Annotated in this window: 20 protein-coding genes, 1 rRNA gene and 1 pseudogene; 11 read left to right on the top strand and 11 right to left on the bottom strand. The window is 46.9% G+C overall.

The genetic code is table 11. The features are described 5' to 3' along the window. Nucleotides 1-79 precede the first annotated feature (79 nt). The 8 genes from AC58VC_RS32965 to nikC form a co-directional block, all read right to left on the bottom strand. Nucleotides 80-967, bottom strand: a complete 888-nt coding sequence (locus AC58VC_RS32965) for a DMT family transporter (RefSeq protein WP_497375338.1) — start codon at nt 965-967, stop codon at nt 80-82. A 15-nt stretch (nt 968-982) separates the two neighbouring features. Beyond that, the gene (locus AC58VC_RS32960) at nt 983-2296 is read right to left on the bottom strand and encodes a sodium:solute symporter family transporter (RefSeq protein ID WP_497375336.1); all 1314 of its coding nucleotides are present in this window, start codon (nt 2294-2296) and stop codon (nt 983-985) included. Nucleotides 2297-2298: 2 nt separating this feature from the next. Continuing rightward, a complete protein-coding gene (locus tag AC58VC_RS32955; protein WP_497375334.1) occupies nt 2299-2997 on the bottom strand; it encodes a response regulator transcription factor in 699 nt (232 codons plus the stop codon). Beyond that, nucleotides 2997-3764 carry a sensor histidine kinase gene (locus AC58VC_RS32950; protein WP_497375332.1) on the bottom strand — a complete coding sequence of 256 codons (768 nt, stop codon included), beginning with the start codon at nt 3762-3764 and terminating at the stop codon, nt 2997-2999. Before AC58VC_RS32950 ends, AC58VC_RS32955 begins: the two co-directional genes overlap by 1 nt. A gap of 79 nt (nt 3765-3843) precedes the next feature. Then, nucleotides 3844-4851 carry an ABC transporter ATP-binding protein gene (locus AC58VC_RS32945; RefSeq protein ID WP_497375330.1) on the bottom strand — a complete coding sequence of 336 codons (1008 nt, stop codon included), beginning with the start codon at nt 4849-4851 and terminating at the stop codon, nt 3844-3846. Next, on the bottom strand, nt 4848-5879 hold the full coding sequence (locus AC58VC_RS32940) for an ABC transporter ATP-binding protein (RefSeq protein WP_497375328.1): 1032 nt from the start codon (nt 5877-5879) through the stop codon (nt 4848-4850). The genes AC58VC_RS32945 and AC58VC_RS32940 overlap by 4 nt, the downstream gene beginning before the upstream one ends. Nucleotides 5880-5893: 14 nt before the next feature. After that, on the bottom strand, nt 5894-6814 hold the full coding sequence (locus AC58VC_RS32935; protein WP_497375326.1) for an ABC transporter permease: 921 nt from the start codon (nt 6812-6814) through the stop codon (nt 5894-5896). 63 nt (nt 6815-6877) lie between these two features. Next, the gene (gene nikC / locus AC58VC_RS32930; protein ID WP_497375324.1) at nt 6878-7777 is read right to left on the bottom strand and encodes a nickel transporter permease; all 900 of its coding nucleotides are present in this window, start codon (nt 7775-7777) and stop codon (nt 6878-6880) included. A 192-nt stretch (nt 7778-7969) separates the two neighbouring features. Between nikC and AC58VC_RS32925 the strand changes: the two genes are divergently transcribed. The 6 genes from AC58VC_RS32925 (at nt 7970) to AC58VC_RS32900 (ending at nt 17371) form a co-directional block, all read left to right on the top strand. Further along, nucleotides 7970-9196, top strand: coding sequence for an amidohydrolase (locus AC58VC_RS32925; RefSeq protein WP_497375322.1), 1227 nt, complete (start codon nt 7970-7972; stop codon nt 9194-9196). Next, the gene (locus AC58VC_RS32920) at nt 9193-10677 is read left to right on the top strand and encodes an amidohydrolase family protein (protein ID WP_497375320.1); all 1485 of its coding nucleotides are present in this window, start codon (nt 9193-9195) and stop codon (nt 10675-10677) included. Before AC58VC_RS32925 ends, AC58VC_RS32920 begins: the two co-directional genes overlap by 4 nt. A 39-nt stretch (nt 10678-10716) precedes the next feature. Continuing rightward, the gene (locus AC58VC_RS32915) at nt 10717-11943 is read left to right on the top strand and encodes an amidohydrolase family protein (RefSeq protein ID WP_497375318.1); all 1227 of its coding nucleotides are present in this window, start codon (nt 10717-10719) and stop codon (nt 11941-11943) included. 1085 nt (nt 11944-13028) lie between these two features. Further along, the gene (locus AC58VC_RS32910) at nt 13029-14597 is read left to right on the top strand and encodes a glutathione ABC transporter substrate-binding protein (RefSeq protein WP_497375316.1); all 1569 of its coding nucleotides are present in this window, start codon (nt 13029-13031) and stop codon (nt 14595-14597) included. Nucleotides 14598-14814: 217 nt separating this feature from the next. Next, a complete protein-coding gene (locus AC58VC_RS32905; protein ID WP_497375314.1) occupies nt 14815-16113 on the top strand; it encodes a purine/pyrimidine permease in 1299 nt (432 codons plus the stop codon). A 214-nt stretch (nt 16114-16327) separates the two neighbouring features. Next, nucleotides 16328-17371 (top strand): Atu2307/SP_0267 family LLM class monooxygenase, encoded by a 1044-nt coding sequence (locus AC58VC_RS32900; RefSeq protein ID WP_497375312.1) that lies wholly within the window; start codon nt 16328-16330, stop codon nt 17369-17371. A 102-nt stretch (nt 17372-17473) separates the two neighbouring features. Here the strand turns inward: AC58VC_RS32900 and AC58VC_RS32895 are convergent. The 3 genes and pseudogenes from AC58VC_RS32895 to AC58VC_RS32885 form a co-directional block, all read right to left on the bottom strand. Next, nucleotides 17474-17701, bottom strand: a pseudogene (locus AC58VC_RS32895) (heavy metal translocating P-type ATPase); the annotation flags it as partial. Between the two features lie 167 nt (nt 17702-17868). Further along, nucleotides 17869-18780 (bottom strand): sulfatase family protein, encoded by a 912-nt coding sequence (locus tag AC58VC_RS32890; RefSeq protein WP_497375310.1) that lies wholly within the window; start codon nt 18778-18780, stop codon nt 17869-17871. After that, a complete protein-coding gene (locus tag AC58VC_RS32885) occupies nt 18719-19168 on the bottom strand; it encodes a sulfatase-like hydrolase/transferase (RefSeq protein WP_497375598.1) in 450 nt (149 codons plus the stop codon). The genes AC58VC_RS32890 and AC58VC_RS32885 overlap by 62 nt, the downstream gene beginning before the upstream one ends. Nucleotides 19169-19583: 415 nt before the next feature. Here AC58VC_RS32885 and AC58VC_RS32880 point away from each other — a divergent pair, with 415 nt between their 5' ends. The 5 genes from AC58VC_RS32880 to AC58VC_RS32860 form a co-directional block, all read left to right on the top strand. Further along, the gene (locus AC58VC_RS32880; protein WP_497375308.1) at nt 19584-20111 is read left to right on the top strand and encodes a hypothetical protein; all 528 of its coding nucleotides are present in this window, start codon (nt 19584-19586) and stop codon (nt 20109-20111) included. Between the two features lie 252 nt (nt 20112-20363). Next, nucleotides 20364-20723, top strand: a complete 360-nt coding sequence (locus AC58VC_RS32875; protein WP_497375596.1) for a DUF1304 domain-containing protein — start codon at nt 20364-20366, stop codon at nt 20721-20723. Between the two features lie 193 nt (nt 20724-20916). After that, on the top strand, nt 20917-21702 hold the full coding sequence (locus AC58VC_RS32870) for a putative protein N(5)-glutamine methyltransferase (protein ID WP_497375306.1): 786 nt from the start codon (nt 20917-20919) through the stop codon (nt 21700-21702). 89 nt (nt 21703-21791) lie between these two features. Continuing rightward, on the top strand, nt 21792-22313 hold the full coding sequence (locus AC58VC_RS32865) for a GNAT family N-acetyltransferase (protein ID WP_497375304.1): 522 nt from the start codon (nt 21792-21794) through the stop codon (nt 22311-22313). A gap of 426 nt (nt 22314-22739) precedes the next feature. After that, nucleotides 22740-22851, top strand: a 16S ribosomal RNA gene (locus tag AC58VC_RS32860); the annotation flags it as partial.

Genomic DNA, 22851 nt, shown 5'->3' with positions numbered 1-22851 from the left:
TGTCGACAATCATCAAACGGAAGTGGGTCCGAAAAGGTTGCAGTTGTCCGAAAATTAGTTTGTTTAGCCATGAGTTCGCTCACTGGGGAAGTACCCGCTGTGACTTTCTTTTAGATAGAGTCAAGGATGCCAAGGTAACGCCACCCACGATGAACAGGGAACCAAACATCATCTGCGAAGTAACGAGCTGGCCGAGGACCACATAGCCAACAATCATCGCGACAAATGGTTCTAGGTTCGAGAACATCGCGGCTTTCGCTGCTCCAACCTTTTGCAGCTGGCTGTTCCAAACGAGGGTAACGATGCCGTGCATCAGGATCGCAGTGACAACTAACAAGATCCATGCCCACGCTTCATGACTGATGCTCCAGCCTGTCCCACCCGCGAGTACAATCGGTACCATTGTGCCGAATCCGACCAAGGTCGAATAAAGCGTAGTAATGATGGGGGGCAGCCTGCTAGCCAATAAACGTACCAATACAATGGAGATGGCAAACGTAATCATCGTGATAAAAATCCAAAGGTGACCAATATGAAATTCAAGCCGTGTACCATTAAAAACGACCAGAAATACACCCGAGATTGCCATCAGTGAGCCAACTAGCATGCTTACCGTTAAAGCTTCTTTTAAAAATAGGGCTGCTAAAAGGGCTGTCGTAATGGGGGTTAACGCGAGAATAAGCGCCGAGGTGGTTGGATCGGCTGTTTGTAAGCCTTGGTAAAATGACCACTGGTTAATAAACACGCCAATGATGCCAAGCAGAATAAGCAGTTTCCACTCCTGTTTGCTAATGGGAATGAAGCGGTGTCGGAGCCATGTATAGCCAAGTAGAAACAAGGATATGAACAACAAGCGAGCCATGGCTATAAATAAGGGGGAGAACTGCTTGACTAGCATGTTTCCAAAGACAAAATTGCTCCCCCAAACGGTAACGCAAAAGATTAGCAACAAGTAGGAACGAAACATGTAAGTGAATTCCTCTCAATGATTTACCAGGTGTTTCTTAATGAATTTACCGCACCAGTACACAATCACTAGCAGGCTTGACACCATCATACTAACCCAGACGGCATCTAAGTTCCCTAATGTGTATCGACTTGAATAGCCCGCGACCAGTCCAAGCAATGCGCAGAGAGGAATGAAATTGTCCACTTTGCCTTTGCTGAAAACGATGAACAGAAGAGGGACAATGAGTGCCGCGTAGATAATGCCAAAGAAAAAGAGCAAATCCAGAAGCGTAGGTGTGAAAAAATAGGTAAGCGCAAACGACAGAACTCCAATCACTACCGCCAGCATGTATCCCATGCGCATTTTCTGTTTCTCGCTGGCGCCAGGCTTCAAGAGCGGATACACGTTGCCCGCAATGAGACTGATCATGGAGTGCAGCCCTGCTCCAAAAGCGGAGGTAACAGCACCGAATGAACAGAGTCCGAACAAAACTAAGAGGAAGATCGTATCAATCTTACGGATAAGATCAAACAAGAGCGAATAAATGTTATTAAAACTGCCTGTAAATATGACGACCATAATTAGCGAAGAAAAGGCTAGCGGAACGGTTGCCCAGATGAGTCCGGAAAGAAGGAAGGTGGGCACGATTTTTTTGCCTTCGATCATGTACAGACGCTGCCACGTTGCTTGGTCAACGAAAATTTGCCCGAAGCCAATTAATAGGCCTGTACACATAAAAAACAAGCCTTCATGATTGTTCAGCACAAGCAAATAAGGATGGTAGAGCCGAATTCCTTGATAGACGTTTTCAACCCCTTTTGCAAGGAAGAAATAAAGAGGGATGAGGATAGCTGCGGCAAACATCAGGATGACTTGAACGAAGGCCAAGCGCTGAATAAGGACCATCCCGCCAAAGCCGACATAGATGACGCAAAACAGGAAGAAACAAAGCATTCCGATCGAAATCGGGACACTGAATAGAATGTTCAGCAGCACGCCGGCTGCCATTCCCTGCATAAATAAGCCTTCTATACTGGTGATAAGCAGGATAGCAATCATCATCCAATAGCCGAGGCCGTGCAGCTTAAATTGAAAGAAATCCCCAATGGTGAGGCCATCGCCGTACTCTCTGCGCACCCTTTTCCCAAGCCAGCCAAAAGCCATCAGCGCGATAGCTCCCATCAATGCATAGCCGATTCCACCAAAGATGCCATATTTGACGAGCGCTTCAGGAGAAGCAAAGATGGTAATCCCAGTGACCCATCTAGCTAAGATCGCTATGACTCCGAGGCCTATGCCAATCTTGGCTGCTCCCTGCGCATATTCACGAAATGATTGGTAAAGCAAGTTTATTTCTCCTTCTCGCGAAATTCTTTCGGTGTTTGGTTGGTGCTTTTGCGGAAAATGGTACAGAAGTAATGTTGGCTGTTAAAGCCGCTTTTCTCTGATACGGTAGAAATACTCCAGTCGGGATGGGCGATGAGATACTTTTTAGAAATCTGAATACGGTACTGCATCAAGTATTCGGAGAATGAGACACCAACCTCGTCATGAAAGCGTCGGCTTAAATAGGTTGGGTTAATGTGAACCTCTGCAGCAAGATCAGCAAGCGCGAGCTTGTCCGCATATTTTTCATGGATGATGGTAAGTGCGTCATGAATCACATGGGAGTACTTGGATTGCGGCATTTTGTTACGGTATTTGCTCAGGATATCAACTAATTCGCTTTGAATGACAGGTTTCGTCATGTAATCTACCACGCCAAGTCGGATGGACTGTTTGGCATAATGGAAATTTTGATATGCGGTGACGATAATGAGTTCAATATCCTGATTATGCTGACGCAGCTCTTCGCCAAGTTCCAGCCCTGATTTGCCTGGTAAATTGATATCAAGAAAGGCCAGATGAATTTTCACCTTTTGGCTAACGGCGGCTGCCTGGCAGCTATCGGCTGCTTTATACAAGTTCCAAAAAGGAAAAAGCGGCTGAATCAGATACTCAAGCTGTTCCAGCTCAAGAGGCTCGTCATCCACGAGTAATACGTTCATTAGGGCACCTCTTTTAAGTTAGGTTCTAGGATGAAAGGCCATTTGACTTGCACCTTCGTGCCTGTCTCCGGGATCGATTGAATCTGCAAGCTAGCCTGATCAGTGAAGTAGAGATGCAGACGGCGCCGAATGTTGTCCAAGCCATGTCCGCTCTTCTCCTCGATGGGGGCTTCCACTAGCTCCATCGTGCCATTATCGAAGACGGTGAGGTTGGCCATCTCATGTTCGAGGAAGAAATGGATGTCCAGATTCACGGGTCCAATTTTTCGTTCCAGCCCGTGCTTAAACGCATTCTCAACGATGGTTTGCAAAACAAAAGGCGGAATATAGGCTTCCTGGATGTCTTCATCACACGTTAGTTTGACCGTAAGGCGAGTGCCGAAACGCAGCTTTTGAATCTCAATATAGTACTCTGTGTAACGAATCTCCTCCCGAAGAGGAATCACGGGTTCCGTAGTTTTATATTTAAACTTAAGGAATTGGGAGAAAACCTCAAGGGCTCTGACCAACTCTTCCGTACGTTCCAATCGCGCTAAGGTTAGAATCACATTCAACGAATTGAATAAAAAATGGGGCTGAATTTGCTGATTTAATTGGTTATAAAGCGATTGCTGGAGCTCTTTCTCCAGCTCAATCTTTTTCGTTTTGTTTTCTAAGAGATCAATGCGTTTCTCAAAGACGAACAGAAATAATAAAGTAATAGCTCCAATAATTGGAGCTAGAATAAACAATAAAATGAGTAAGGTAAAACCCTCAAAGCTAAGCATGAGATCCCTTCTGCAATACGGTTTTCATATATGGTTTCTCTACCAGTTTAAATTATTCGTCTTTATAAAGCGAATGAAGTCAATAATTACCTGAAGTAACCAAGTGGCAAGCAACTTGATGTCCAACACTAGTGTAGCGCAGCTCAGGTTCCTGGGATTTGCACGCTTCGACAACAAACGGGCAGCGTGTATGAAACCGGCATCCTTGAGGCGGATTGATGGGAGAGGGGACATCTCCGGTCAATAGGATGCGCTCCTTCTTTTCCTTCTGAATAGGTACAGGAATGGCAGAAAGGAGTGCTTTGGTATAAGGGTGCTGCGGGTTATCGAAAAGCGACCTTTTGTCAGCGATTTCTACGACTTTACCCAGATACATAACCATCACCCGATCGGAAATGTGGCGTACCACGCCTAGATCGTGAGAGATAAAAAGATAAGTCAGCTTATACTGTTTCTGCAGCTTTTTCAATAGATTCAGCACTTGTGCTTGGATCGACACATCGAGTGCGGAAACGGCCTCATCGCAGATGATTAGTTTCGGCTCCACAGCTAGTGCTCGTGCGATGCCGATACGTTGGCGTTGACCACCGCTGAATTCATGCGGGTAACGATCAATATGGTCGGTCCGTAACCCCACATTATCAAGCAGTTCCTTAATTCGTTCTGTCCGTTTTTCCTTCGGAATGACAGCTTGAATGGCCAATGCTTCGCCCAGAATTTGGCGGACGGTTTGCCTTGGATTCAGGGATGCGAAAGGATCTTGGAAGATGACCTGCATGTCCTTGCGCAGCTTTCGGAGTTCAGTCTTATTCAGGCCGAGGACATCCATATCCTGAAAGTGGATATCTCCTCCGGTGGGTTCATCCAGACGCAAGAGGGCTCGCCCTGTGGTTGACTTGCCACAGCCTGATTCACCTACAATGCTGAGCGTTTCTCCCTCATAAATGTTAAAGCTGATGTCGTCAACAGCTTTAACATGATTGACGGTTCGCCCTAAGATGCCGCCTTTGATCGGAAAGTATTGTTTCAAATGGTTGATTTCAACTAAAACGTTCTTCTCCGTGTCACGCTCCACAGGTATTGTCATTGGATGGAATTCCCCACTTTCCTATGCGTATCAAGCTGTGCGTCCCACTCAGGTGTGTACATCCAGCAGCGAACCTGACTGCCGTTTCCGACGTCGGTTAGCTCTGGCATCGTTATCTGACATAATTCTCTGGCATGAGGACAACGGGGAGCAAAACGGCATCCCGCAGGCATGTTATAGGGACTTGGAACACTGCCTTTGATCGCTTGCAGTTCTTCTTGGTCTTGGTCCGCACGAGGTAGAGAGTTAAGTAATCCGATGGTATACGGATGTTTCGGATTGGCAAATAACTCGCCAGCATCGGTGTATTCCACAATCTTACCGGCATACATAACAGCGACGCGATCGCATGTCTCCGAAACGACGCCTAGATCATGGGTGATCATAATGATGCTCATGCCCATTTGCTTCTGCAGCAGCTTCATCAAATCGAGGATTTGCGCTTGAATCGTTACATCAAGAGCTGTTGTCGGTTCATCCGCAATAAGAATCTCCGGGTTGCAAGCCATCGCCATGGCAATCATCACCCGCTGCCGCATGCCTCCGCTCAGCTCATACGGCTCTTGCTTAGCGCGCTTCTCTGGGGAGGGAATACCGACAAGGCGAAGCATGTCGACTGCTTTCTCCCAGGCTTCCTTTCTCCCCAGCTTTTGGTGATGGCGAAACACTTCCGCGATCTGTTCCCCAACCGAGTAGACGGGATTTAAAGAAGTCATAGGCTCTTGGAAAATCATCGAAATGTCGTTGCCACGGATGGCACCCATTTCTTTATCCGTTTTTTTCAATAAGTCTTGTCCTTTGAAAAGGATTTCTCCGTTAAGGATTCGTCCGGGGGGACTTGCGATCAGCCTAAGAATGGAAAGCGATGTAATACTTTTACCGCAGCCGGATTCTCCTACAAGCCCAAGTGTTTCCCCTTTATGGAGCGTAAAATCAATGCCGTCAACAGCTCTGCTTACGCCTTCATCAGTAAAGAAGTGTGTCTGAAGATTGCTTACTTCCAGAACCTTTTCTTGTTGTTTAAGCATCTCGTTCCCTCCTTTTAATCGAGCTCGATCCGTTTGTTGAAGTTTCGGTACAGTACGTCGACAGCAAGGTTAACCATGACGAAAATAATGGAGGCGACCAGTACGCCGCCCTGGACCATAGGCAAGTCACGCATGCGAATGGCATCTACAATCAGCCGTCCAAGTCCATTAATGGCAAAAACAGATTCTACTAATACCGTACCCCCGAGCAGTACGCCGAACTGTAGACCTACCACGGTAATGACAGGAATTAGCGCATTCTTGAGGGCGTGCTTATAGATAATAACGCGTAATTTCAAACCTTTCGCTTTGGCAGTTCGAATATAATCCTGGCGAATGACATCCAGCATCGTGGAGCGCGTCATCCTGGCGACAATGGCAGCACCTGAAGCACCTAGCGTGATTGCGGGGAGTACAACATGTTTCCATGTTCCCCAGCCCGCGACAGGAAAGATGTGCATTTTCACGGAGAAAAAGTAAATAAGCGAGAGCCCGAGGCAGAAGCTGGGCAAGGATACACCAAGCAGAGCGACGATCATGATCGTGATATCTGATGCCGTATATTGCTTTGTAGCGGATACGATTCCGGCAAGCATCCCGAAAACAATGGTGATGAAGATACTGGCCACAGCCAGCTCAATCGTGATAGGCAAGCGAATCATAATTTCTTTAAAAACAGGCAGATTGGAACGTAGTGAAGTCCCGAAATCTCCTTGTACCACGTCAATGACATACTGGAAATATTGAATAAACAATGGCTGATCCAGCCCTAATTGATGACGTATGCGTTCAACAGTCTCAGCTGAAGCACCTTCTCCTGCGAGCATAACGGCGGGATCGCCCGGCACGAGCTGCATAATCAGGAATACGACTAGAATGACGCCTAACAGCACCGGGATCATCTGAAGCAGCCGGCGAACGATGTATATGAACATGGATATCCCCCTTAGAGTTTTCCTTTAGGAAAACGGTCTTCGTAAGCATGCGCTTAGGAAAGCTTACTGTTTCATTCTTGGATCCAATGCATCTCTGAGCCCGTCTCCAAATACGTTAAAACCGATGACTAATGTAGAGATGGCAAGTCCCGGAAATAAAGCCAGGTAGGGTACTGTGAATAAAAAATCGCGACCATTGCTTAGCATAGCGCCCCACTCAGGCAAGGGCGGTTGAGCGCCAAGTCCTAAGAAGGACAATCCGGCAGCCGAGAGAATGGCCGTTGCGAGCCTTAGAGTAGCTTGAACGATAATCGGGGACAGGATGTTCGGGAAAATGTGCGCGAATATGATCCGCATATCGCTGGCTCCCAATGAGCGAATAGCGTCGATGTATTCCAACTTTTTAACCGATAAGGTCGAACCGCGAACGATCCGGGCGAACATCGGAATGGAAAATACGCCAATGGCAATCATTACGTTGATTAAACTAGGCCCTAAGGCACTAACGATAGCCAGTGCGAGCAAAATGCCCGGAAAAGCAAGCAAAACGTCGATCACACGCATGATGATCGTATCCACCCATTTCCCGTAATAGCCGGCGAACAACCCAAGAACAATTCCGAAGAAGGCTCCGATAAATACGGCTACAAACCCTACAGAGAGTGAAAGGCGTGTCCCAACAATCAATCGGCTTAGCACGTCGCGCCCCTTATCGTCCGTCCCCATCCAATGTTCGGCTGAGGGAGGTTTTAGTTTGTTTACTAAATCAATATGATACGGATCGTATGGCGCTAGAAGCGGAGCAAAGATTGCGACAAGGAAGTAGAAAAGAATGACATACCCGCCTATCATCGCTAACTTATTTCTCCGAAGCTTTAAATAAAATGTTCTCCACTTGCCAGGACGAGCGGAGAGAGCTTGTTTTGGTAGCGCTTGCTTTTGTTCAGCATATTCAACATTCATCTAGCAGTCCTCCTTTGTTTAATTAAAGTTATCAGAAAACAGGGCGAAGTAAATAAGCTTTGGGCAACTCGTAAAGATACCTTAAATAGAAGTAAAGATTGTGAAAATAAAACACAGAATATTCTTTATAATTGAGGGTGTACGAGCATATCACACCGAATTTTTGGAAAAGGAAGGAAGGGTGAGCAATTCGTGAGTTCATCTTATTGGTTAACCAATGTTCGTCTGGAGAGCGGTTATTTGTACGAGAATGGCGTGATCTCCGGGACGGAGACTGAAAGTTGTCATCTACGTATAGAGGGCGGTGTTATCCGTGAAATCGTTACAGCTGATAAACCGTTAGAAACGGATCTTCTGAAGCAAGACGGAAAGAACCTGCTTATGCTGCCATCATTTATTGAGAAACACGTTCATTTGGATAAGACGTTAATCGGGGATACGTGGCGTGCAGTCATCCCTGTAGCTAATATCGTGGGACGCTTCGAATTGGAGAAACGGATACTCCCTACACTGCCGACTTCGACCAAGGAGAGAGCAGAAAACTTGCTGGATACACTTCTTGCGGCAGGCTCGACGGAAGTGCGGACGCATGTGGATATCTATCCGGAAGTGGGACTGCGCAACTTGGAAGCCGTGCAACAAGCGCTCGACACGTATGAGGGGAAACTCTCTTACGAAATAGTCGCTTTTCCGCAGCATGGCTTACTCCGATCCAAGTCCAAGGAGCTGGTTAGAGCAGCTCTTCGTGAGGGGGCTACACTGATCGGAGGCGTCGATCCCGCAATGGTAGATGGGGATGTTGAAGCCTCGTTGCAACAGATGATGGAGCTGGCTGTTGAGGCGAATGCGGGCGTCGATTTACATCTGCATGATCCGGATTATTTGGGTACTTTTACAATGAGACGCTTGGCAGCGCTTACGATGGAAGCGGGTTTGCAAGGAAGAGTGGCGATCAGTCACGCATTCGCTCTTGGTGAAGTGCCTGCTGGTGAGGCGGCAGAATTGTCCGCTATTTTAGCTGAGGCAGGCATTACGATCATTACAAGCGCGCCACATAGCAGAACGCTGCCACCGGTTCCGCTTTTGCATGAGAAAGGGGTCGCTGTTGCTGCGGGCTGCGATAATATCTTTGATACTTGGCAGCCTTTCGGCAATGGGGACATCTTGGAACGAGCGGGTCGCTTAGCGGAACGCTTCCGCTGGATTGACGAGTATGCCTTGTCACAATCGCTTGGTTTCATTACTGGAGGCAAGACGCCGCTGGATCGAGATGGCAAACGCGCATGGCCAAATGTCGGAGATGAGGCAAGCGTGGTCCTAGTGGACGCTACTTCCACAGCGGAGGCGGTCGCGAGAAGAGCTGAACGAAAGGCTGTCTTCTACCGAGGGACATTGGTGGCGGGAGGACTTAGGCAATGATCGACTTATTGCTCGTTCATGGCGTCGTGATTACGATGGATCAAGAACGGCGCATTCTGGAGAATGGAGCTGTCGCGATCCACGAGGGGAGAATTCTGGAAGTTGCTGATACTGAGCAATTGCTGACGAAGTATGAGGCAAAGAAAACGATAGATTGCAATCATCACTGTGTGTTGCCTGGCTTGATAGACGTCCATGGTCACGGCGGTCACTCCATGTTCAAGACGATCGCAATGGACAATATCAGTTTCTGGATGCCAATCATGACGCATACGTATAAGCATTTTGTAACAGATGAGTTCTGGTATTACGAAGGTAAGTTGAACGCGCTTGAACGCCTAAAGGCAGGGATCACGACAGGCGCCTGTGTGCTTGGCTCCATGCCTCGTTCGGATGATCCGATCTTTGCACTCAATCATGCCAAAGCTTACTCCGAAGTTGGCATACGAGAAATCGTCTGCACGGGGCCTTGCAATCCGCCGTGGCCGCATTCATTCAGCCGCTGGGTGGATGGGAAACGGGTAACGAGAGAAGTGACCTACGAAGAGGTACTGAAAGGTGCCGAGTCGGTGATTGAAGCTTTGCATCATGCGCACGACGATCACATTCGTGCTTTCATCACGCCTTTTGTGATTGTTACTTCCGTTAATCCGTCAGCCCCGACGCCGCCGGATCAATTATGTGGCTTAACGGATCATGATCGTTATCAAGCGAAGAAAATTCGTGAGATCGCCAGAAAATATAAGACGCGGATTCACTCGGATGCTTTTGGTGGCATGATTCATCTGGCGATTCAAGACAAAGAAAACGCTTTGCTTGGCCCCGATGTGCATCTGCAGCACTGCCGCGGCATCTCATTTGATGAAGCGCGAATTTTGGCCGAAACAGGAACCAATGTTAGCTCTGCGCCAGGATTCGGACAAGTGAATGCGCGAACGCCAATTACGGAACTGATGGAGATGGGCGCAACTGTGGCGATATCCACAGACGGTACCTCCCCAGCAGCCAGTTTTGATATGTTTCAAGCGATGCGCAAGACGCAGATGATTCATCAGGCAGCGCTCAAGGACTACTATTATTTGCCTGCTGGCAAGCTGCTTGAGATGGTCACGATCGATGCGGCCCGCTGTGTAGGCTGGGACGATGAACTGGGTTCGCTGGAAGCTGGCAAAAAAGCGGATGTGATTACAGTTAACATGCGCCAGCCACATTTGACACCTGAATATATGTATGTGCACCGATTGGTTCATCAGGCAGTAGCGAGCGACGTAGACAACGTTATTGTGAATGGGAAAATCGTGATGGAAGACCGCAAAGTGCTCACAGTTGACGAGCTGAGCGCTCTTGATGAGGCGAATGAAGAAGCGAAGCGGACGATTGAGCGCGCAGGGCTGCAGAAGTACATGGAACCGACTAAATATTTCTGGGGTCATGCTAGGGCTTATGTGGATGAACAACGTTTTGATCCTGAGTTGTTGTAAGTGATTGCAAATTTGGCTAGGAGAAAGGGTGTAACGATCATGAGTATGATTTCGACTTATTGGCTAACTAACGTGCGTTTGGAGAATGGCTTTAGCTTCGAAAATGGAACAATCACAGGAACGGAGACAGAGATCTGTCATCTCCTCATCGAAGATGGGAAGATAATGCAAATCGTCTCTGCAGACACAGCCATAGACAGCGAACTGCCTAAGCAAGATGCGAAGAACCTGCTTCTGCTTCCAGCGTTCCGCGATATGCATATTCACATTGATAAAACATATTACGGAGGGCCGTGGAAAGCTTGTTCACCGCCCGTGAACATTTTTACTCGTTTAAAGGAAGAAGAAACGCTGCTTACTGAACTGCTGCCGACAGCTAGGGAGCGGGCGGAAGCGATGCTTGGGCTGCTGCAGAAGAACGGCTCAACCCACGTCCGAAGCCACTGCAACATTGATCCCTATATCGGCTTGAAAAATCTTGAGGCCACTCTGCAAGCTTTTGAAACTTATTCGGGCAAGCTTTCTGGGGAAATCGTAGCCTTCCCTCAGCACGGGTTGCTGCGCAGTAACGTTGTAGAAATGGCGCGTGAAGCGCTGCGAATGGGAGCGACATCGATGGGTGGCGTAGATCCGGCCTCGGTCGATCAGAACATCGAGAAATCGTTGAATACGATTATGGAGCTGGCTGTAGAGGCTGATGTTGACGTGGATGTTCACATTCACGATCCAGGTCATTTAGGCATATTCACGTTCAAAAGGCTTGCTGCACTAACCGAGGAAGCGGGTTGGCAGGGGCGTGTTACCGTTAGCCACGCCCTCGGTCTGGCGGACGTTCCGGTCGAGTTGCAAAGCGAAGTGGCCGAGCTGTTTGCTGAGCTGGGTATCGCGATCACCTCGACCGTCCCGATTAACCGAGCGACAATACCGATTCCGCTCCTTAAGCAAAAAGGTGTATCCGTCTCACTAGGCGACGATAGCATCACAGATCATTGGTCCCCATTCGGCCAAGGAGACAGCTTGGAAAGAGTTGGCCGTCTGGCGGAGCGATTCCGCTGGAGTGATGAGCGTTCGCTCGCGCAGGCGCTCGGCTTCATTACTGGAGGCAAGACTCCGCTTTCCGCGGAGGGCGTCCGCGTCTGGCCGGCTGTTGGCGATGAAGCAAGCGCGGTGCTTGTTCACGCGAGTTGTTCGGCGGAAGCGGTAGCGAGACGAGCCGAGCGTCAAGCGGTGCTGTATCGCGGGAACGTCGTTTCCGGTTCGTTGTAGTCGTCAGGGCATAGTTCTCTCTCATGCGGAGAGGGCTATGCTTTTTTTAAAACATTATAGAATTTATCGGGGTTGGAGAGTATTTTCCACCTTGTTTTTGTTTCAGGTGGGGTCGAAGGGGCAGCGTCCTGAGGAGAGTCAAGCTCATTGGATGAATTCCAACGAACATGCGATTTTTGATGCTTAAACGCCATTCTCATTGGACAAAATCCAACACAGAGAGGAATATTGTGGGGTTTCGGTGTCATTTTAGCTGCTCTGTTGGATTTCATCCAACGAAAAGAAGAATGAACACGTCTGCACGGCGTTCTCATTGGATTTCGTCCAATGAGAGATGGAAGTACGCTAACTTCTAACGTGTTTGAGAACTCAGAAAAGGTGGGGTGTGTAGAGATGTAAAGTAAGTGGAGATATATAAGAAAAGGATAGTAAGGAAAGAGAAATACAAAGTAAGTAGTAAGAGAAGTAGAGTTAGGTATTGGTAAGGGTAAGGATAGAGGTGAAGTAGTAAGTGAAGTCAGTAAGAGAAATGAGACACAGGACATAGTGAAGTGAGCTAGCAACCAGCATGGTATGGAACATGGTAGGAAAATAAAAGCAGCAGTCAATTCTAAGTAGAACCAAAAGGGAATGGATATGGGGTGGAAAAGCGTAGCGCCCGTATTTGAAATCGAGTTCCATCCATATAAAATCAATTCAAGAAACGGTTGGAGGCCCATATCCAATTCCCTCCCCATGATCAAACGTTTGGGTTTAGACGAGGGCCTAGCTGCTGGCTAGTTTGTTTACTTTGTTCCACGAAAAGAAGTAAAGATTATATAAATACAAGTAAAGATTGTGAAACTAAATAATCTGAAAATTATTTATTATCTAACTAAGAAGATCATTCACTCGTAAAGGGGATTTTGCATGAAGGATAAAATGTTAACGCTTTCTTGGGTGTAGCTTGTTTGCATAACGAAAGTAGTAAAGATATTGTAAATAAACGTAAAGAATGTGCAAGGTTCTAGAGCTGATTTTTCCTATAATGCTAATAAGCCATTTAAAGTATTAGATAAACGATCGAAATAGGAGGGTTTTATACAATGAAAAGAAATCTTATTCTCGGCGGCTTTCTCGCGATATCTCTTGTAGGTATGTCTGTGTTGGCCGGATGCTCCTCTTCACCAAATTCGACAACCGATAATGGGAAAGCGGCGGATGCTTCCCAAGCGGGAGGTACGCTGACCATCGCAAGAAAGGCGGATGCGAACAACCTAGATCCCCAATTTATAACAAACATTCCTTCAGCGAATTACATTTTTGGTAAAGTCTACGAAGGCCTACTCATGACAGATAAAAATATGGAGTACAAGCCTGCTCTGGCAACAGAATGGAAACAGGTAGATGACTTAACTTGGGAGTTCAAGCTGCGTCAGGGTGTAACGTTCCACGATGGAGCGCCGTTCACGGCAGAAGCGGTCAAGAAGACCATGGAGCGTGCTCTGGATCCTAAAGTAAATTCGCCAAGAGCAAGTAATTTCTCCATGGTCAAAGAAGTGAAGGCTGTGGACGATTATACCGTTCAGTTCATTCTGTCCTATCCATATGCGCCTCTTCTGTCCATTCTTGCCAGCACAGAAGGCAGTATTCTTAGCCCGAAAGCCATTGCGGAACAAGCCGACAAGCTGTCCAAAAATCCAATTGGAACAGGTCCATTCAAATTCCAGTCCTGGACGCCAGGACAAGAGATGGTTCTTGTCAAAAATGATAGCTACTGGGGAGAGATTCCGAAGGTAGATAAGGTTGTTTACAAAGTAGTTCCAGAGGATACTACGCGTGTTGCCATGGTAGAATCGGGAGAAGTTCAGATTAGCGATCAACTGCCAGTAACCGAATTAGACCGCGTGCAAAATTCATCTGCCATGACGCTAGCTCGTACCGAAGGGCTTGGGGTAGAATACATTGGGTTTAATGTGAAGAAAAAGCCGTTCGATGACGTGCGTGTTCGTCAGGCATTCTCCTATGCCATTGAAAAGGATTCCATTATCAAAGGTGTGTATAACGGCGTGGGCAGCAAAGCCATCTCAGCGCTTTCCCCTAAGATGATCGGTTTTAATCCTAATTTGGGCGAGTATACGTACAACATCAACAAGGCGAAAGAACTGCTTGCCGAGGCAGGTTTCCCAAATGGTTTTAAAACGTCTATTGTGACAGACGATCGAAAAGAGCGCATTAACCTAGCAGAAGTGGTTCAATCCCAGTTGAAAGGGATTGGCATCGACCTCGAAATCAAAGTGATGGAGTATGGCGCTTATCTGGATATCACAGGTAAAGGAGAACACAATCTATTTATCGGCGGTTGGGGGAACGCAACTGGCGATGCGGATTATAATCAGTATAATGTCTTCCACAGCTCTTCCCACGGAAGCAAAGGCAATCTCGCTTTCTATACCAATCCGGAAGTGGACAAGTTAATTGAAGAAGGCCGTCGTGAGAAAGATGTGGAGAAACGCAAAGTTATTTACGCGAAAGCGCAAGACATCGAGATGAAAGAAAGTCCGTTAATTCCGATTCGAACAATTGATCACATAGCTGTAACGGCTAAAAGTGTCAAAGGATTCTCATTAAATCCAATAGGCTATCTGATGCTGAATGACGTTACTGTAAAATAAAAGCGGAGAGACTTGGGCACGCTCAAAGCTCCCTGCATAAAAGCGGAGAACTTTGAGCTACGCCCAAAGATCCCTATATAAAAGCGGAGAGACTTTGAGCTACGCCCAAAGATCCCTATATAAAAGCGGAGAGACTTTGAGCTACGCCCAAAGATCCCTATATAAAAGCGGAGAGACTTTGAGCTACGCCCAAAGATCCCTATATAAGGTGGGTAAAATGGAAACAAAAAAAGGCCGGTTCTACGGCAGCTTAAGCACATTTCAATGGTTTATTTTCCTGTTGGCCAATTCTGTCGCACTACCTATCGTGATCGGCGGTATTTTTCACTTATCGATAGAAGAAGTTTCGGCGTTGATGCAGCGAACATTCTTGGTGGTTGGCTTGAGTTCTTTCATCCAGGGATGGTTGGGGCATCGGTATCCGATTGCAGATGGCCCCGCAGGTTCATGGGTCAGTGTGTTTGTGATTTTGGCCGACGTAGCAGTCAGACAGGGTCAAAGCTTGAAGGAAACGCTGCAAATTCTGGAGGGTGGATTCATTATTGCAGGTGTACTTCTCCTTATTCTTGGCTTGAGCGGGTATTTCCATCGACTTCTCTTCCTGTTCACCCCTCTGGTTACCGGTTCTTTTCTTTTGATCTTAGCGCTTCAACTTAGCGGCGTTTTCATGAAAGGTATGATAGCTTTACAAGGAGAGGCATCCCTTCCCGATTATGGAACCGCAGCGATATCGTTTGGAGTCTTTATTCTCGTCATCCTTCTATCTGTGAGAGGCAAAGGTTGGATCAAAAATTATGCCGTGTTGATCGGGATCTTATCCGGGTGGCTGCTGTATACTTTGCTCGGCAAAAGCTCAGGTACACTTAGCACGAACCAATCTTGGGTTAAGCTTCCGGACATTTTTGCATGGGGGAACCCGCAATTCAATGCTGGAATTGTGATCACCGCGATTCTGTTTACGTTCATTTTAGTCTCTAATACGATTGCTGCGGTTTCGGCTGTCAGCCAAGTCGTTCCGGAACCTCCGAGGAAATTAAAAGAAACGCTGAATCGCGGCGGAATCTTAGGTGGAATTTCGCATCTGTTATGTGCTTTGTTCTCAGCCATCGGAGTCGTTCCATTACCGGTTTCCGCGGGTTTTATTCGACTAACCGAACAGACACGAATTCGTCCGTTCCTTGCAGCTTGTCTGGCCTTATCAGGTATTTCATTAGTACCGGTTATCGTTAACTTCCTGGCACTGCTTCCAGGGCCAATCGCTACGGCGGCATTACTGGCATCTTTTGTCCAAATGATTGGCATCGCTTTTCAGTCTATTCTAAAGGAAACACTGGATCAACGCCGACTGACTATTCTGGGCATCACACTGCTGATTAGCATCGGACTTATGTTCCTACCGTCGACAGCATTCCAAGGACTTCCTTCTATCCTACAATATGTACTCAGTAATGGACTGCTGGTAGGTACGATGATCGTGATCTTGCTAGAGCAACTATGGAAAACTGATAAAGCATGAGCACGAAAGCATAAGCATTTTTTAAAAAGTTGTCGTTATCTTGGCCTTAAGGCTGGAGATACGGCAATTTTTTTTGTGTTGTAGGATGTCCCAAATTCTAACACTAGGTTGACGACTCCATTACATTAATATTATAATTTCTAATGTTAGGATAAATATTTTAAGGATAAGAAAATAGAGTTCGATTTTTTACTATAGATAGGGGGATTTGAAAGTGGAAATAGGTGTAGATACATTTGTTGAAACGACGCCGGATGTTCATACAGGCAAGACAATAAGTCATGCGGAGAGATTGCGTCAGGTTGTAGAAGAAATTACCCTCGCCGATCAGGTAGGTTTGGATATATTCGGAGTCGGTGAGCATCATCGTAAGGAATTTGGGGATTCCGCTTCAGTCGTGGTGCTGGCGGCAGCGGCGGCTGTTACCAAAAAGATACGTTTAACCAGCTCGGTTACCGTACTTTCTGCTGCGGATCCAGTCCGTGTGTTTCAGGAATTTGCAACGCTCGATGGTATTTCCAATGGTCGTGCAGAAATTATTGTGGGTCGAGGCTCCATGGTCGATGCATTTCCATTGTTTGGCTATGATTTGAACGACTACGAAGAGCTTTTCGAGGAGAAACTGGAACTATTCTTGAAATTAAGGGAATCGGAGAAAGTATCCTGGAAAGGTGGGCATCGTCCCGCTTTTACGAATTTAGGTATTTATCCGCGTCCTGTTCAGACCCCTCTACCTGTGTGGATAGGCAGTGGGGGGAATCCTGAGTCGGCTATTCGCGCAGGTGTACTAGGATTACCGCTAGTTTTGGCGATCATTGGCGGGAGCCCGGTCCAATTTGCTCCGATCGTTAAGCTATATAAAGAAGCAGCTACTCGTGCAGGACATGATGCGTCGAAATTACCAGTGGCTGTACACTCACTTGGTTTCGTTGCCGAGAGCACCTCGCTTGCGGTCGACAGGTATTTTCCACCTACGCAAGCTTCGATGAACATGTTTGGTAAAGAGCGCGGTTGGGGGAATTATAGCCGTGCACAGTTCGATGCTTCCCGAAGCCTTGAAGGCGCGCTTTATGTAGGCGATACCGAAACGGTGGCTAATAAAATCGTTCACATGAGCAAACATTTAGGTTTCTCGCGGTTTTTCATGCATTTACCAGTCGGCACAATGCCGCATGATGAAGTTATGAAAGCCATTGAACTGTTGGGGACAGAAGTCGCACCGCGAGTTCGGGAACAGCTTGCTAAATTGGAAGCTTAATAAGCATTCAAATAAAGAATTAAAAAAACACTCCAATGAGGGCCAGTTAGGCTATCATTGGAGTGTTTCTCTGTTGTAATTACTCGTTATTTCGCAAAAGCTTTAATTCTTGAACTTTAATAAGCGCATACTATTCAAAATCACAATTAAAGCCGCACCTGTATCACTGATGACTGCAATCCATAAAGTTAGCAGTTCAGGGAAAATGAGAATCAAGGCTGCTACCTTAATGATCAGTGAAAACCATATATTTTGTTTAATAATTTGTATGGCTTTGCGGCTAAGGTTAACGGTGTGAGGAAGCTTCTCTAAATGATCGGCCATTAACAACCACCTGGGTATGCAGGGAGGGATGGCGATCTTTTTTGATTCGTCTACTTCCAGAGTAAGTAACTGCGGTGAGAGCCTTAATGCCGAAAAGGAGTATATCTAACGATAAACATGTCATACGTGTCATCGGGCAACTCCAGTAAATCGCCTGTGGACCGCATGTGCTCTTAGATATGTCCAAGCAGTGATAGGATTTTATCACGGTGAACGGCTTCGAGCGAGAGATTGATTCGTTCTTGGGGGTCATTAGCCGTATTATACAATTCAAGATAGATTTCATCCTTGAACCAATCGACAATGAGTTTATCATCTCCTTCAATCACGCAGCGCTGGAAGATGCCTCTGGCTCCATTGCCGTCAAACTGAATAAATAGACGTTCACGGTTTAATTGCTCCCCATGTACAAGCGGTAATAACGATGTTCCTGCAACGCCCTCTGGCAGTGGAATGTCTAAGTAGTCGCATAACGTCGGTACAATGTCTATGGCACTAACAAGAGCAATTGAATCGCGCGCCTCCACCTTGAAACGGGCAGGGAATTTCATGAATAACGGAGTACGTACCGACTCTTCGTACATGCACATTTTCTGCCAGAGGCAGTGGGAGCCGAGCATTTCGCCATGATCGCTTGTGAAGATCAGAAGCGTATCGTCATAGATCCCCTGTGCCTTCAACTCATCGATGATGCGGCCCACGCAATCGTCAAGCAGCCGGACAAGTCCGGCATACACGGTCCAAATCCGTTGCCAGTCCTCTCTGGAGTAATGGGTTCCGATCGCGCCTGTCAGGTTGTAAAGTTGAAGCGGCGACTGATTTTTGGCCCATACACCAACATTTTCTGGAAGCGTTATGTCCTCCTGTGCATACATCGAATACCATGGATCGGGAATATCGAGTGGTGGATGGGGAGCAAGGAACATAGCACTCAAGAACACAGGCTTCGTCTGATCCCGCAATTGCAAAGCTTGCAGCGAGTCGTTCAAGATGAATCCATCGAAGAATGCGTCAAACCCTTCTTCATAGCAACCAGTCGTGGGTATGGAGTACGTTGCCGCACGAGTGGTCGTTCCGCCCGCCATTTCCGGAACTACGCTTTGGAAGGAAGCTCCTCCCGGTACTCTTAAGGTGCTTGGTATATCGCCCTTCCAGTGGCACCCAGTGAGTTTGTGAGCGTTCGGAACGATCGAAACGCTCCTCGGTCAGCAGATGCTGCTTCCCTGTATGCCAGCTGTCCCAGTCATTTTCAAGGAGCTGATATAGATTTGGGGTGTTCTTTTGCACATATCCATGAACGGCGTCCTGCTCTTCCCAAGGATTTATTAAACAACCGGTTTGGTTCGGATATCGCCCCGTAAAGAACGATCCGCGTGCCGGAACACATAGGGGAGAGGAACAGTAAGCCCGGTTGAATCGGACACTTTCCTGTGATAGTTTGTGGATATTAGGCGCGTATTGGCAATTTCTAATCTCGTGCTAGAACTCACTCTACGTGCACATAATGAAGACTGTCAATGATGCGGACTGTGAAGTCATAAATAGGATACGTAGATCGGAATCGGATAACAGCAAAAGTTGGTTTTGGATGATGCATCGATGATATCGCTGATTTCTAATCGCTAGCCAGCCGGCATCATGTGGCTCATGTATCACGAAACCGGCAATGAAATATATAGACAAATGGCTAATATCTCAGAAGAGGCGCTTGACGAATGTTTTTCCCAATTTTACGGACTGCATCAAGACGTCGGATTCATGTGGCTGCCTATGAGCGCTGCATGCTGCCAATTTGCTTGCTGGGCGTTTTAATCTGGCTGGCGGATTTATTCGTGCATGGAATGACTCAGAGAGGTTAGACACACGGGGTTGGGCCATTGTGGATTGTATGATGAATCTTCCTCTTTTGTATTGGGCAAGTGAAGAAACGAGCGATCCACAATTTAAGCAAATTGCTATGGCGCACGCGGATACAGCAATGAAGGCATCTGTTAGGGCGGATGGATCCGTTCATCATATTGTTGAGTTCAACCCGTTTCTGGGCGGAGTGGTAAAAACATACGACGGTCAAGGATATGAAGAAGGCTCCTCGTGGACACGTGGACAGGCATGGGCCTTATATGGTTTTGTGATGAGCTATATGCACACGCAGAAGGTGGAATACTTGCATACAGCCCAACGTGTTGCACATTATTTTATGGCTAACAACCCCGCAAACGGCGTGATTCCAATTGATTTCAAACAGCCGAAAGAGCCTGCCTACGAAGACTCCACGGAGGCAGCTGTAGCAGCATGCGGATTAATTGAAATCTCCAAAGTCGTTGGACAGCATGAAAAGGATGTTTATCTGAGCGCCGCACTGAAGCTCCTGAGAACGCTGGAAGTGACTGGACAACTGATTCTGATTGTGTGCTAACCCATGCATCAGCTGCGTATCACCACCATGTATGCCACTCGACAATCATTTATGGGGATTATTATTTCATGGAAGCTGTTTTAAATTGAAAGGGAATGATTTGTTTTTGTGGTAGAAGGAATTCTAACAGGCTTGTCAAGTAAAGGAGCTTCCCTCGGGGTAGCTTCTTTTTTTACTATCGAAATTTAAGTTAATAAAATATAATAAACGTATTAGGATACACACAATTCGGTTCAGGGGGATAAGTTTATTATTACGATAATTACGTCTATACTCGTAGGATTAGTGGCATTGGAGCATGTATACATACTTGTTTTGGAAATGTTTTTGTGGACCAGCCCTCGTGGGATGAAAGCCTTTGGCATGACCAAGGAGCAGGCTGAGGCTACTAAGTCGCTGGCAGCAAATCAAGGTTTGTACAATGGCTTTTTGGCAGCTGGGCTCATATGGGGACTTGTTCATCCAGATCCATTGATCGGACGCTCCATTCAACTGTTTTTCCTCGTTTGTGTGATTGTTGCTGCCTTGTACGGCGGGGCAACCGCTAAGAGGTCGATCTTGCTTGTGCAAGGATTGCCGGCTGTGATAGCCCTGCTGTTTGTTATTTTGTAAATTGTAAAATCATTGGAAAAGAAGAAGGTCCTGTTGTGTTGATGTTGAGCACAGGGCTTTTTTTGGTGCGTGCATGTCCGTGCGAACTAAGTGAACAGAAGGATAGTTAGCTATAAAAAAATTCTACCTGTCCGGCAAACTTGTACAAAGGATAAAATGATGTTATCGATAAACAGAATTGTGGTGATTTTTTATGGAGAATATCAATTATCATCATCTCGTCACTAGACTTCGTGATGCAGGCTGCGTTTTCGCAGAAGATGAAGCTCAAATGCTCATTTCGGTCGCGAAGACGCCGGTTGAGTTAGCAGAAATGGCGGATCAGCGAGCCTTAGGTTATCCATTAGAACACGTCATTGGTTGGATGGAGTTCTACGGTATTCGGATAGAGGTAGACCCGGGAGTCTTCATTCCCCGTCACCGCACAGAGTTTCTTGTTCGTCGGGCCACTGAAGTAGCCAAGTCAGGAGCGGTCGTCGTCGATCTATGCTGTGGAACAGGCGCGTTGGGCGCAGCTTTGGCAGATGAGGTGGAAGGAATTGAGCTGTATGCAGTGGATATCGACCCCGCAGCGGTGCAGTGTGCCCGCCGAAACATCACAGCTGCCGGAGGCCAGGTCTTCGAAGGCGATATCTTCGAGCCGCTGCCCGAAACATTGCTTAACCGTATCGACATCCTGCTGGCTAACGTACCTTACGTGCCAACCGGAGCTATCGAGCTGCTTCCCTCGGAAGCCCGTATTCATGAGGCGCGCTTGGCGCTAGACGGGGGAGAGGACGGACTTGATGTGCTGCGTCGTGTTGCTTTCGAAGCGCTACTTTGGTTAGCGCCCGGTGGTCACCTTTTCGTTGAGGTTAGTGAGCGGCAGGCGCCGCAGGCTGCAGAGATTATTGCCCGCAGCGGGTTGATTCCGACTGTGTCTAGATATGATGAGTTGGACGCTACGGTTATCGTTGGAACGAGGTTTGATTTGACATAGAACATATGTTCTGTTAATATTTGGGGGTAGATATTTTGAGTAGGGCGCAGGAATGAATCTCTATAGAAGGAATAATTGAGGTGAGGGAAATGGCAGAGCCAATGAGAAGACCACATGTCAAGTTAGAATCATGGTCCGAATCTAATCTTGATTTGCTGCGTAAGATTAATGCGCCTGAGATGATGGAACACCTCGGTGGTCCTGAATCGGAGGAGCTACTGCTAAGACGCCATAAGCGATATCTTGAGATCGGCGGAAAGGGAACCGGCCGCATGTTTAGTATTGTGCTGCTTCCAGATAATGAAACGGTCGGCAGTATTGGTTACTGGGATAGCAAGTGGAAAGACGAGAGCATCTATGAGATTGGTTGGAGTGTCTTGCCTTCCTACCAAGGTAGAGGCGTGGCAACCTCAGCGGTCATTGAAGCTATCGCAAACGCAACTATCGAGAAGAAACATAAGTATATTCATGCTTTCCCGTCTATTCATAACCCGGCGTCGAACGCAGTCTGTCACAAGCTCAACTTTCAATTGATCAGTGACTGTGAATTCGAATACCCTCCAGGCAATTTCATGCATTGTAATAATTGGAGACTAGTGCTCGATGCGTGAAAGATGAATGAAAGAGTGAATAAATGAGAAAGTGAATAAAAGAATTTTTTTGAATAAAAGGTTGTAATACTTTTTAATCCGTGGTATATTGCAAATCCACCATTCAACGCGGATGAATAACGTAATCAATTCATATGGCGTGGCATAAAGATCAGCATGAAATAGTCAGACTAATTGTTAAGCTGAACATGTTGAAAACTTTAAAAATGGATGAAAAAAACACTTGCAATTGAAATTCTTACATGGTATATTACTTCTCGCTGCTTCGGTAACGCGGCAGTGAACGAAAGAAATTGATCTTTGAAAACTGAACAACGAGTGAGTAAGCACAGTCGAGTAATCGACTATAAATGAGATGAATAATCTCGCTAGCAAGTCAATGAGTACAATTAAGCTTTCAGATATAAGGGCGAGCAATCGTCAACTATTATGGAGAGTTTGATCCTGGCTCAGGACGAACGCTGGCGGCGTGCCTAATACATGCAAGTCGAGCGGAGCACTTCGGTGCTTAGCGGCGGACGGGTGAGTAACACGTAGG

The sequence above is a fragment of the Paenibacillus sp. J22R67 genome (genome assembly GCF_059692175.1).
The sequence above is the reverse complement of the archived record's forward strand: the minus strand, read 5'-3'. Positions and strand labels throughout refer to the sequence as shown.